This is a genomic window from Rhodoplanes roseus (genome assembly GCF_003258865.1).
Taxonomy (GTDB): Bacteria; Pseudomonadota; Alphaproteobacteria; order Rhizobiales; family Xanthobacteraceae; genus Rhodoplanes; species Rhodoplanes roseus.
Genome location: NZ_NPEX01000127.1, coordinates 1 through 11,718, shown reverse-complemented (window position 1 = coordinate 11,718; position 11,718 = coordinate 1). Strand labels below are relative to the sequence as shown.

Here is an 11,718-nt window from a genome sequence, read left to right as displayed (position 1 = left end):
CGCTTCGCCCGGGGGCCATGCCTCCGGGCTTCGCGTTTCGGCCCGGCGCAATTCTGCCCCGACCCAATTCCGCCCTGGCCTGCCGGCATTTCGGCTGCCCGTAAAAAGTGGGGGCCGGGCCCGATTGTGGCGTTGTCAGCCCGGGTTGAAACTGGCAACCCTCTGGGCATGCGTCACTCACCGGCCGAGCGCCGTTCCTCCCATTCGTTCGAGCCTGGGGCCCGGCCTCGCCGGCCCGGCACAGCGTCGCCCTCATGAGCGAACCCTTCTTCTTCGAGCCCGCGACCGCGCTCACCCTTGCCGAGATCGCCACGCTGACGGGGGCCGAGCCGGCCGCCGATGCGCCGCGCGACCGGGTGATCCGCGATGTCGCGACCCTGGACCAGGCGGGGGCCTCGGACCTCGCCTTCCTGGAGAACCCGCGCTACGCCGACCAGCTGGCGCGTACCCGGGCCGGGGCCTGCCTGATCGCGCCACGCTTCGCCGCGGCCGTGCCGGCCGGGCTGGCCGTGCTGGTCGCCCGCGACCCGTACCGGGCCTTCGTCGCGGTCGCCCGGGCGCTGTTCCCGGCGTCGCTGCGGCCGACCTCGCTCTACGGCGCACCCGGCCTGTCGCCGGGCGCCTCGGTGCATCCCTCCGCGCGGCTGGAGAGCGGCGCCGTGGTCGAGCCGGGCGCCGTCGTCGGGCCGGGCGCCGAGATCGGCTCCGGCACCGTGATCGGGCCGACCACGGTGATCGGGGCGGGCGTGCGGATCGGCCGCGACTGCGCCATCGGGGCGGGCTCGACCCTCACCCACGCGCTGCTCGGCGACCGCGTGATCGTCCACCCCGGCTGCCGCATCGGCCAGGACGGCTTCGGCTTTGTGATGGGACCGGGCGGCCACCAGAAGGTGCCGCAGCTCCGCCGCGTCATCATCCAGAACGACGTCGAGATCGGCGCCGGCACGACGATCGATCGCGGCGGCACCCGCGACACCGTGATCGGCGAGGGCACCAAGATCGACAACCTCGTGCAGATCGGCCACAACGTGCTGATCGGCCGGCATTGCGTCATCGTCGCCCAGACCGGCATCTCGGGCAGCGCCGTGCTGGAGGACTACGTGGTGCTCGGCGCCCGGGCCGGGGTCAACAACCACGTCGTGATCGGCGAGGGCGCCCAGGTCGCCGCCGTCAGTGGCGTCAACAGCGACATTCCGCGCGGCGAGCGCTGGGGCGGCACGCCGGCCAAGCCCGCCAAGGCGTGGATGCGCGAGCTGCGCGCCATCAACCGCCTCGCCCAGGGCCGGGGCGGAAGTGATAAACCACACGCATCAGATGACGATAGGCATTGAGGACGCCGCGATGACCGAGGCTGTCACGAGACTGGAGGCGGCCGATATCTCGGCCATCATGAAAGCCCTCCCGCACCGCTATCCGTTCCTGCTGGTCGATCGCGTGATCAACATTCGCGGGGCCGAGTACGGCGTGGGGATCAAGAACGTCACGGCCAACGAGCCGCAGTTTCTCGGGCATTTTCCCGAGACGCCGGTGTTCCCGGGCGTGCTGATGATCGAGGGCATGGCGCAGACCGCGGGCGTGCTCTGCGTGCTGTCCGGCGAGGTCGGCCGGCCGCCCTACACGGTCTATTTCACCACCATCGACAAGGCCAAGTTCCGCAAGCCCGTGATCCCCGGCGACACGATCGAGTACCACATGACCAAGATGTCCCGCCGCCGCAACATGTGGTGGTTCCGCGGCGAAGCCAAGGTCGACGGCCAGATCGTCGCCGAGGCCGAGGTCAGCGCCGTGATGGCGGGGTCGTGAGCGCGATGGCGAAGATCGATCCGAGCGCGCGCGTCGCCGACGGTGCCCGTCTCACCGACGACGTCGAGATCGGCCCGTTCTGCACGGTCGGCCCGCATGTCGAGATCGGCGCCGGCACGCGGCTGATCTCTCACGTCGCGATCACCGGCCACACCACGCTCGGCGAGCGCAACGTCATCCATCCGTTCGCCTCGCTCGGCACGCCGCCGCAGTCGACGCATTATCGCGGCGGCCCGACCCGGCTGGTGGTCGGGTCCGACAACGACATCCGCGAAGGCGTGACGATGAACACCGGCACCGAGGACGACCAGGGCCTCACCCGGGTCGGCAGCGGCTGCTTCTTCATGGTCGGCTCGCATGTCGGCCACGACTGCATCGTCGGCGACAAGGTGACGTTCGCCAACAACGCCGTGCTGGGCGGCCACGTCCAGGTCGGCAGCAACGTCGTGTTCGGCGGCCAGGCCGCCGTGCGGCAGTTCGTGCGCATCGGCGACGGCGCCATGATCGTCGGCCTGTCCGGCGTGCGCGCCGACGTGATCCCGTTCGGCCTGGTGCACGGCCAGTCGGCCGAGCTGATCGGCCTCAACGTCGTCGGCATGAAGCGGCGCGGCCTCACCAAGGCCGACATCCACCGCGTCCATCGCGGCTTCGAGGCGCTGTTCTTCGGCGATGGGACGTTCCGCGAGCGCCTCGACGTGGTCGCGGCCGAATATGCCGACGATCCGCTGATCGGGCAGATCGTCGCCTTCATCCGCGGCGGTACCCGCGCCCTCACCATGGGAGTGAGGCGCGCCGCCCTTCGTGGCGCGTCGTGAGCGCGCCCGCGCCAGTCGCGGGCGGTGCTGCGGCCGAGGGGCCGCTGGCGATCATCTGCGGCGGCGGCCGGCTGCCCGGTGACATCGCCGCCAAGGTCCAGGCGACCGGCCGGCCGGTCGTGATGTTCGCGGTCAAGGGCTGGGCCGATCCCGCCGTCGTCGCGCCGTTCCGCCATCACTGGCTGCGGCTCGCCGCTTACGGGACGTTCCTCCGGCTGATGCGCAAGGAGGGCTGCCGCGACCTCGTGGTCATCGGCGTCCTGCTGCGACCCGCGCTCCGGCAGCTCCGGCCCGACTGGGGCACGGTGCGGGTCGTGCCGCGCATCGTGCGGGCGTTCCGCGGCGGCGACGACCATCTGCTCACCAGTCTCGGCCGCATGCTCGAGGACGACGGCTGCCGGCTGCTCGGCGCCCATCAGGTGGCGCCCGACATCCTGGCCGGGGAGGGGGCGTTCGGCGCCCGCCGGCCGGTCGCCCGCGACGAGGCCGACATCGCGCTGGGGCTCCGCCTGCTCGCCGCCATGAGCCCGTTCGACGTCGGTCAGGCGGCCGTGGTGGGGAACCGGCATGTCCTCGCCGTCGAGGCTGCCGAGGGCACCGACCGCATGCTGGCCCGGATCGCCGAGCTGCGCGAGGTCGGCCGCATCAAGCTGCCGCGCGGCGTCGGCGTGCTGGTGAAGGCCCCCAAGGTGGGCCAGGACGAGCGCTTCGACATGCCGACCATCGGCCCGAACACGATCGACGCCGTCGCCCGTGCCGGCCTCGCCGGGGTGGCGGTGGCGGCCGGAGCCGTCATCGTCGCCGAGCCCCAGGAGGTCGTGCGGCGCGCCGACGCCGCCGGCCTGTTCGCTCTCGGCGTCACGGCCCGGGAGAGCGCATGAGCCGCACCGCCCCCGTCATCGCCGTGGTGGCGACCGAGGCGTCGGGCGACCGGCTCGGCGGCGGCCTCTTGGCCGCGCTGCGCGCCCGCGTTCCGAACGCGAGCTTCGTCGGGCTCGGCGGGCCCGACATGATCGGGCAGGGGCTGACCAGCCTGTTCCCGATCGACGAGCTCGCCATCATCGGCATCACGGCGATCCTGGCGCAGCTCCCGGGCCTGCTGCGCAAGATCGCCGCCGCGGCCGACGCGATCGTCGCGGCGCAGCCGGACGTGCTGGTCATCATCGACAGCCCCGAGTTCACCCATCGTGTCGCCAAGCGCGTGCGAAAGGCGCTGCCGGATCTGCCGGTCGTCGACTACGTCTCGCCCTCGGTGTGGGCCTGGCGTCCGGGCCGCGCCCGCGCCATGCGGGCCTATGTCGATCATGTCCTGGCGCTGCTGCCGTTCGAGCCCGAGGCGCATCAGAAGCTCGGCGGACCCGACTGCAGCTATGTGGGCCATCCGCTCGCGGCCGAGACGGCGCTGCTGCGCCCCGGCCCGGCGGACGCCGAACGCCGCGCCGCGGACCCGCCCGTGCTGCTGGTGCTGCCGGGCAGCCGCGGCGGCGAGCTCGCCCGTCTCGCGGCGCTGTTCGGCGACGCGCTGGCGCGCCTCGTCGCGCGAGGCGGGCCGGTCGACGCCGTGCTGCCGACGCCCCCGCACCTCCTGGCGCGCGTGAAGAACGCGACCGCCGCGTGGGCCGTGCAGCCCCGTATCGTCTCGACCGCGGAGGAGAAGTGGGCGGCGTTCCGCCAGGCCCGCGCCGCGCTCGCCGCCTCCGGCACCGTGACGCTCGAGCTGGCCGTCGCCGGCGTGCCGGCCGTCGTCGCCTACAAGGTGTCGCTGATCGAGGAGCTGATCGGGCATCTGATGATCAAGGTGCCGACCATCGTGCTCGCCAATCTGGTGCTGGGCGAGAAGGCGATGCCCGAGTTCATCCAGCGCGGCGCGACCCCCGAGGCGCTCGCGGCGGCGCTCGCTCCGCTGCTCGCCGACACGCCCGAGCGCCGCCGTCAGGTCGCCGCGTTCGCGCGACTGGACGCCGTCATGGAGATCGGCACGGCGCGCCCCAGCGACCGCGCCGCCGACATCGTCCTGGCCGAATTTTTCCGCGCCCGATAGCGGCCGGCGGCCGCTCCTCACCATGAGGACGGAGTGCGCGTCCTCACCACGAGGACGCGTTCGGTCCAGCCCCGCGTCGTGGACCGTCACCTCCGAACGCAAAACGGGGCGCCCGCAGGCGCCCCGTCTGGTCTGGTCGTCGGTGCGAGGCGGTCAGTGCCGCTTGGCGATGTCGCAGTACTCGCGCCGGGTGTTGCCGGTGTAGAGCTGGCGCGGACGGCCGATCTTCTGGCTCGGGTCCTCGATCATCTCCTTCCACTGGGCGATCCAGCCGACCGTGCGGGCGAGCGCGAACAGCACCGTGAACATGCTGGTCGGGAAGCCCATCGCCTTGAGCGTGATGCCCGAATAGAAGTCGATGTTCGGATAGAGCTTCTTCTCGACGAAGTACTCGTCGTGCAGGGCGACGCGCTCGAGCTCCATGGCGACCTCGAGCAGGTCGTCGTTGACGCCGGTCTCGGCCAGGACCTTGTGGCAGGTCGACTGCATGATCTTGGCGCGCGGATCGTAGTTCTTGTAGACGCGGTGGCCGAAGCCCATCAGGCGGAAGGAGTCGTTCGGGTCCTTGGCGCGCTTGATGAACTCGGGGATGCGCTCGGCCTTGCCGATCTCGGCCAGCATCTTGAGCGCCGCCTCGTTGGCGCCGCCGTGCGCCGGGCCCCACAGGCAGGCGATGCCGGCCGCGATGCAGGCGAACGGGTTGGCGCCCGACGAGCCGGCGAGCCGCACCGTCGAGGTGGAGGCGTTCTGCTCGTGGTCGGCGTGCAGGATGAAGATGCGGTCCATGGCGCGGGCCAGGACCGGGTTCACCTTGTACTCCTCGCACGGCACCGAGAAGCACATGCGCAGGAAGTTGGCCGAGTAGTCGAGCTCGTTCTTGGGGAACACGAAAGGCTGGCCGATCGTGTACTTGTAGGCCATCGCCGCGATGGTCGGCATCTTGGCGATCATGCGGATCGAGGCGACCATCCGCTGGTGCGGATCGGAGATGTCGATGGAGTCGTGATAGAACGCCGAGAGCGCGCCGACGCAGCCGACCATGACGGCCATCGGATGCGCGTCGCGGCGGAAGCCCTGGTAGAACCGGGCCATCTGCTCGTGCACCATGGTGTGGCGCGTCACCCGCAGGTCGAAGTCCTTCTTCTCCGCCGCGGTCGGCAGCTCGCCGTAGAGCAGGAGATAGCAGGTCTCGAGGAAGTCGCCGTGCTCGGCGAGCTGCTCGATCGGGTAGCCGCGGTAGAGCAGGATGCCTTCGTCGCCGTCGATATAGGTGATCTTCGACTCGCAGCTCGCGGTCGACGTGAAGCCGGGATCGTAGGTGAAGATGCCGGCCTTGCCGTAGAGCTTGCTGATGTCCAGGACATCAGGGCCGATGGTCCCTTGGTGGACCGGGAACGAATGGTTCTCGTTGCCGATCGTGAGGGTCCCGGTCTTCGTGTTGGCGCCCGATTTAGCGTCCATAGGCTCCTCGGATGTCAGGGGTCGCGCGAACCATTGGCTCGCTCTGGCCGGCGGTTGACGGGGTACTTCTGGCGCTCGACCGCGACTTGCGTACCGCATCTCGTGCAGTGCGGCAAGGTGACGCCGGACGGGTCGAGAACAGACGCGGGACGGCGGTTCGAACCAGCAATATGGGGGCCGGCGCCGCGTCCCGCGAGGTCAGGCGCGGGCGTCCGACGTCACGGCTGCGAGACCCGCCTGATCCTGCAGGCGCCCCAGGCATTCCTCCTTGCCCAGGGTCGCCAGCACGTCGAAAATGCCGGGCGAGGTGGTGCGCCCGGTCAGTGCCGCCCGCAGCGGCTGCGCCACGGCGCCGAGCTTGATGCTGCGCTCCTCGGCGAAGCTGCGCACCGCCGCCTCGGTCGCCTCCGCGGTCCACGGCTCGACCGGAGCCAGCGCCGCGACGAGGCCGGCCAACGTCTTGCGGGCTTCGGCGGTCAGCAGCGCCTTGGCCTTCTCGTCGAGGGCGATCGGCCGATCGGCGTAGACGAAACGCGCCTGCTCGATCAGGTCGACCAGGGTTTTGGCCCTGTCCTTCAGGCCGGGCAGGGCAGCCAGCAGCTTCTGCCGTAAGGCCGGCGTAAGCTTTCCGGCGAGCTCGGCGCCTTGCGCGACATGCGGCAGCACGCCCTCGATCTCGGCCAGCAGCGCCGTCTCGTCGAGCTGGCGGATATAGTGGGCGTTGAGACTCTCCAGCTTGGCGAAGTCGAAGCGCGCCGGCGAACGGCCGATCTGGGGCAGATCGAACGCCGAGACCATCTCGTCGGTCGAAAAAATCTCCTGGTCGCCGTGGCTCCAGCCGAGACGGACCAGATAGTTGCGCATCGCCGCCGGCAGGTAGCCCATGGCCCGGTAGGCGTCGACGCCGAGCGCGCCGTGGCGCTTCGACATCTTGGAGCCGTCCGGCCCGTGGATCAGCGGGATGTGGGCGAACACCGGGGCGGTCCAGCCGAGCGCCTCGTAGATCTGCTTCTGGCGCGCCGCATTGGTGAGGTGGTCGTCGCCCCGGATCACATGGGTGACGCCCATGTCGTGGTCGTCGACCACCACGGCCAGCATGTAGGTGGGCGTGCCGTCGGAGCGCAGCAGCACGAGATCGTCGAGATTCTCGTTCTGCCACACGACCCGGCCCTGGACCTGGTCGTCGATCGCGGTCTCTCCGGTCAGCGGCGCCTTCAGGCGGATCACCGGCTTGACGCCGGCCGGCGCCGTCGCCCGGTCGCGGTCGCGCCACATCCCGTCGTAGAGCCGGGTGCGGCCCTCCGCCTTGGCCTTTTCGCGCATGGCGTCGAGCTCGGCCTGGGACGCATAGCAGCGGTAGGCGCCGCCCGTCGCGAGAAGCTGCTCGACCGCCTCGCGGTGCCGGGCGGCCCGCGAGAACTGGTAGACGGTGTCGCCGTCCCATGTGAGTCCGAGCCAGGCGAGACCGTCCAGGATCGCGTCGATCGCCGCGTCGGTCGAGCGCTCGCGGTCGGTGTCCTCGACGCGCAGCAGCATCTTGCCGCCGCGGGCGCGGGCATAGAGCCAGTTGAACAGCGCCGTGCGGGCCCCGCCGATATGCAGGAAGCCGGTCGGGGACGGAGCAAATCGGGTGACGACGGTTTCGGTCATGGCACGCTGGTTGGCCGCGCAGGGCAGGAACGGGCGGCACCTCCTAGCACAGTCGGGGCGGAGAGCAATCGGCGGCCGCGCCCGGCGCGGCGATCGGGCTTGGCGCACCTGCACGAATTTGGCACAAGACCCTTCACGGAGTGCCGCGCGCGGTGTCTCGCACGGCGGTACCGGACCACGGGACAAGCGAGCATGACGGCAGTCGAACCGGTCGCAGCCGAAGCGGGGCGCGACTTCATCCGTGACATCATCCAGGCCGACCTCGAATCCGGGCGGCGCAAGGAGGTGATCACCCGCTTCCCGCCGGAGCCGAACGGCTACCTCCATATCGGGCACGCCAAGTCGATCTGCCTGAATTTCGGCGTCGCGGCGGAGTTCGGCGGGCGCTGCCACCTGCGCTTCGACGACACCAACCCGACCAAGGAGGAGCAGGAGTACATCGACTCGATCGAGCGCGACGTGCGCTGGATGGGCTTCGACTGGGGGCCGCACCTCTATTTCGCCTCGGGCTATTTCGAGCAGCTCTACGCGTGGGCCGAGGTGCTGATCCGGGCCGGCAAGGCCTATGTCGACGACCAGTCGCAGGAGGAGATCCGCGCCACCCGCGGCACCCTCACCGAGCCCGGCATCGAGAGCCCGTTCCGCGGCCGCACCGTGGAGGAGAATCTCGACCTGTTCCGCCGGATGCGGGCGGGCGAGTTCCCCAACGGGGCGCGCGTGCTGCGGGCCAGGATCGACATGGCCTCGGGCAACATCAACCTGCGCGACCCGGTGCTGTACCGCATCCTGCACGCCCATCATCCGCGCACCGGCAACACCTGGTGCATCTATCCGAGCTACGACTTCGCGCACGGCCAGTCGGATGCGATCGAGCACATCACACACTCGATCTGCACGCTCGAGTTCGAGGACCACCGGCCGCTCTACGACTGGTTCGTCGAGAACCTGCCGGTGCCGTCGCGGCCGCGCCAGTACGAGTTCGCGCGCCTCAACATCACCTATCTGGTGCTGTCGAAGCGCGTGCTCACCACGCTGGTGCGCGACAAGTACGTGTCCGGCTGGGACGACCCGCGCATGCCGACCATCGCGGGCCTGCGCCGGCGGGGCGTGCCGGCGCAGGCGCTGCGCGACTTCGCCAAGCGCATCGGCGTCGCCAAGGCGAACAGCGTCGTCGACATGCAGATGCTCGATTTTTCCATTCGCGAGGTGCTGAACCGCACGGCCGAGCGCCGCATGGCGGTGCTCAAGCCGCTGAAGGTGGTGATCGAGAACTATCCGGAAGGGCAGAGCGAGCAGCTCGAAGCCGTCAATCATCCGGACGATCCGGGCAAGGGCACCCGCAAGCTCGGCTTCTCGCGGGAAATCTATGTCGAGCGCGACGACTTCCAGGAGACGCCCGTGAAGGGCTTCTTCCGCCTGTCGCCGGGCCGCGAGGTGCGGCTGCGCTGGGCCTATTTCATCACCTGCAAGGAGGTGGTGAAGGACGCCTCCGGCGAGGTGGTGGAACTGCGCTGCACCTACGATCCGGCCACCAAGGGCGGCAACGCGCCGGACGGCCGCAAGGTGAAGGCGACCATCCACTGGGTCTCGGCCGCCGACAGCGTGCCGGCCGAGGTGCGCATCTACAACCAGCTCTTCAAGGCGATCGCGCCGACGCCGGCGACCTTCGCCGAGGACATCAACCCGCAGTCGCTCGAGGTGCTGACCGGCGCCCGGCTGGAGCCGTCGCTGGCCGACGTGCCGGTCGAGCAGGCCGTGCAGTTCGAGCGCCAGGGCTATTTCTGCCCCGACCCGGACTCCAAGCCCGGCGCCCTCGTCTTCAACCGCACCATCGGCCTGCGCGACACCTGGGCCAAGGTCGCGGCGGGGGGCTGAGCAGGCGAACAGCGAAAGGCGCCGCTCGGTCCTGGTCATTCCGGGGCGCGAACCGTGGGGTCGCGAACCCGGAATCCAGCCACGGGCGCATCGGTCGGCGCTGGATTCCGGGTCCGGCGCTCCGCGCCGTCCCGGAATGACCACCGTGTTTCTGGTGTGTTCACCGTGAAGCGCTCGCAAAACTAGAATAGCCTAAGGCTCCGACACGGGCGGAGCACCGGATGGCGGAGCCGGACAGGGCAGGGCGCACCGCGACGTGGCCGGTGGCCGGCACGTCCGGCCGCGGGCATGGGCTCCTGGTGCCGGCCGGGCTCGGCAAGCTCGGCCGTGCGGCCGGTCAGACGCTCGCCGGCTGGGCCGCCGCCGAGGTCGCGCCGGGGCGGCTGTTTCCCTGGCTGCCGATCGGCTTCGCGGCCGGCGTGATCCTCTATTTCTCGGCCGAGACCGAGCCGGCCCTGTGGGCCGGCGGCGTGGCCGTCGCGGCGACGCTGGCGATCGTCGTCGCGGCGCGGCGGCACGGTCTCGGCGTGTTCGTCGCCATCGCGCTCGCCGCGGTCGCGGCCGGGTTCTTCGCCGCGACGCTGCGCAGCCGCCTGGTCGATGCGCCGATGCTCCGCCACCCGGCCTTCGGCGCCAAGCTCGCCGGCTTCGTGGAGAAGCGCGAGGAGCGCGAGAAGAGCGACCGCATCGTCCTGCGCGTCCACGCCTACGAGTTTTCACGCGCCCGCGAGACCGTGCGGCCGGAGCGCGTGCGCGTCGCCGTGCGCAAGGGAACGGCGCCGCCGGTCGGCGCCTATGTTGCACTGTCGGCGCGCCTGTCGCCGCCGCTCACCCCGCTGCGGCCGGGCGGCTACGACTTTGCCCGCGACCTCTACTTTCACGGCATCGGCGCGTCGGGCTTCGCGCTCGGCGCCGTGCGGCCGGCTCCGGCGCCGGCCGGGCCGGGGCTCGGGCTGCGCATCGACGCGGCGCTCGACGACCTGCGCGAGGCGATCGACCGGCGCATTCGCGCAGCGCTGCCGGGCGACGCCGGCGCCATCGCCTCCGCCCTGATCACCGGCAAGCGCGACGCCATCACCACGCCGGTCAACGACGCCATGTACGTGTCGAGCCTCGCCCATGTGCTGTCGATCTCCGGCTATCACATGGCGGTGGTCGCCGGCGTCGTGTTCGTCGTGCTGCGCGGCGGCCTCGCGCTGGTGCCGGATCTCGCGCTGCGGCGGCCGATCAAGAAATGGGCGGCCGGCGCGGCGCTTCTGGCGGCCGCCTTCTATCTGGTGCTGTCGGGCTCCGAGGTGGCGACCCAGCGCGCCTTCGTGATGACGGCGATCGTGCTGGTCGGCGTGATGCTCGATCGCCGCGCCCTGACGCTGCGCACCCTGAGTGTCGCGGCACTCGCCGTGTTGCTGCTGACCCCGGAGGCCGTGGTGCATCCGAGCTTTCAGATGTCGTTCGCCGCGACGCTGGCTCTGGTCGCCGTCTACGAGCGCGGCCTGCCCTGGTTCGCGGCGCGCCCCAAGAGCGCGCTCGGCGCGCGGCTGGCGCTGTGGGGGCTTCGTGAGACGCTGGCGCTGGTCGCCGCCTCGCTGGTCGCCGGCTTCGCCACCACGATCTTCGCGGCCTATCACTTCCACCGCGTCGCGCCCTACGGCGTGCTGGCCAATCTCGGCGCCATGCCGGTCGTCTCGGCCTTCGTGATGCCGGCCGGTCTGCTGGCGCTCCTGGCGCTGCCGTTCGGCTTCGACGGGCCGCTGTGGCGGCTGATGGGCGTCGGCATCGACTGGATGACGGGCGTCGCGCAATGGGTCGCCGCCCTGCCGGGTGCGGTCGGCCGCATCCCGGCCTTCGGCGTCGCGCCGCTGTTGCTGGCGACCGCCGGGCTGGTCGTGGTGACGCTGCTCAAGACGCCGCTGCGGTGGAGCGGGGCAGGGCTCCTCCTGATCGCCGCGCTGCTCGCCGGCGTCACCGAAAAGCCGGACGTGCTGATCGCGCCCGGGGCCGAGGCCGTGGCAGTGCGCGGGGCCGACGGCAGGCTGTCGGTGCTGCGCACCGGCTCGCTCGGCTTCGCGGCGC

General features: G+C 71.0%; 9 protein-coding genes. 7 read left to right on the top strand and 2 right to left on the bottom strand.

Annotated elements, in window-relative coordinates; all coding sequences use genetic code 11:
• Positions 1 to 254 precede the first annotated feature (254 nt).
• From lpxD to lpxB, 5 genes are read left to right on the top strand one after another with little or no spacing between them, the layout of a single operon-like run.
• Positions 255 to 1,331: a UDP-3-O-(3-hydroxymyristoyl)glucosamine N-acyltransferase gene (lpxD, locus tag CH341_RS17835; protein WP_111420348.1), complete on the top strand. Its 1,077-nt coding sequence runs from the start codon at positions 255 to 257 to the stop codon at positions 1,329 to 1,331.
• Between the two features lie 10 nt (positions 1,332 to 1,341).
• The gene (fabZ, locus tag CH341_RS17830; protein WP_111420347.1) at positions 1,342 to 1,803 is read left to right on the top strand and encodes a 3-hydroxyacyl-ACP dehydratase FabZ; all 462 of its coding nucleotides are present in this window, start codon (positions 1,342 to 1,344) and stop codon (positions 1,801 to 1,803) included.
• A 5-nt stretch (positions 1,804 to 1,808) separates the two neighbouring features.
• Entirely contained in the window at positions 1,809 to 2,618 is an 810-nt protein-coding gene (lpxA, locus tag CH341_RS17825) for an acyl-ACP--UDP-N-acetylglucosamine O-acyltransferase (RefSeq protein WP_111420346.1), read from the top strand.
• Positions 2,615 to 3,499, top strand: a complete 885-nt coding sequence (locus CH341_RS17820; RefSeq protein ID WP_111420345.1) for an LpxI family protein — start codon at positions 2,615 to 2,617, stop codon at positions 3,497 to 3,499. Before lpxA ends, CH341_RS17820 begins: the two co-directional genes overlap by 4 nt.
• Positions 3,496 to 4,659 carry a lipid-A-disaccharide synthase gene (lpxB, locus tag CH341_RS17815; protein ID WP_111420344.1) on the top strand — a complete coding sequence of 388 codons (1,164 nt, stop codon included), beginning with the start codon at positions 3,496 to 3,498 and terminating at the stop codon, positions 4,657 to 4,659. Before CH341_RS17820 ends, lpxB begins: the two co-directional genes overlap by 4 nt.
• A 153-nt stretch (positions 4,660 to 4,812) precedes the next feature.
• Here the strand turns inward: lpxB and gltA are convergent, their stop codons facing one another.
• Complete coding sequence (gene gltA, locus CH341_RS17810; RefSeq protein WP_210208421.1) at positions 4,813 to 6,120, bottom strand: citrate synthase; 1,308 nt, start codon at positions 6,118 to 6,120, stop codon at positions 4,813 to 4,815.
• A gap of 198 nt (positions 6,121 to 6,318) precedes the next feature.
• Positions 6,319 to 7,770: a glutamate--tRNA ligase gene (gene gltX / locus CH341_RS17805; protein ID WP_111420343.1), complete on the bottom strand. Its 1,452-nt coding sequence runs from the start codon at positions 7,768 to 7,770 to the stop codon at positions 6,319 to 6,321.
• 192 nt (positions 7,771 to 7,962) lie between these two features.
• Here gltX and CH341_RS17800 point away from each other — a divergent pair, with 192 nt between their 5' ends.
• Both CH341_RS17800 and CH341_RS17795 read left to right on the top strand, forming a co-directional pair.
• On the top strand, positions 7,963 to 9,645 hold the full coding sequence (locus CH341_RS17800; protein WP_111420342.1) for a glutamine--tRNA ligase/YqeY domain fusion protein: 1,683 nt from the start codon (positions 7,963 to 7,965) through the stop codon (positions 9,643 to 9,645).
• A 221-nt stretch (positions 9,646 to 9,866) separates the two neighbouring features.
• Positions 9,867 to 11,718 (top strand): ComEC/Rec2 family competence protein (locus tag CH341_RS17795; protein WP_111420341.1); only part of this gene is annotated, 1,852 nt, incomplete at its 3' end.

Excerpts from the sequence above, each read along its gene's own strand:
- lpxD (WP_111420348.1), top strand. The coding sequence starts at position 255 with ATGAGCGAACCCTTCTTCTTCGAGCCCGCGACCGCGCTCACCCTTGCC.
- fabZ (WP_111420347.1), top strand. The coding sequence starts at position 1,342 with ATGACCGAGGCTGTCACGAGACTGGAGGCGGCCGATATCTCGGCCATC.
- lpxA (WP_111420346.1), top strand. The coding sequence starts at position 1,809 with ATGGCGAAGATCGATCCGAGCGCGCGCGTCGCCGACGGTGCCCGTCTC.
- lpxB (WP_111420344.1), top strand. The coding sequence starts at position 3,496 with ATGAGCCGCACCGCCCCCGTCATCGCCGTGGTGGCGACCGAGGCGTCG.
- gltA (WP_210208421.1), bottom strand. The coding sequence starts at position 6,120 with ATGGACGCTAAATCGGGCGCCAACACGAAGACCGGGACCCTCACGATC.
- gltX (WP_111420343.1), bottom strand. The coding sequence starts at position 7,770 with ATGACCGAAACCGTCGTCACCCGATTTGCTCCGTCCCCGACCGGCTTC.
- CH341_RS17800 (WP_111420342.1), top strand. The coding sequence starts at position 7,963 with ATGACGGCAGTCGAACCGGTCGCAGCCGAAGCGGGGCGCGACTTCATC.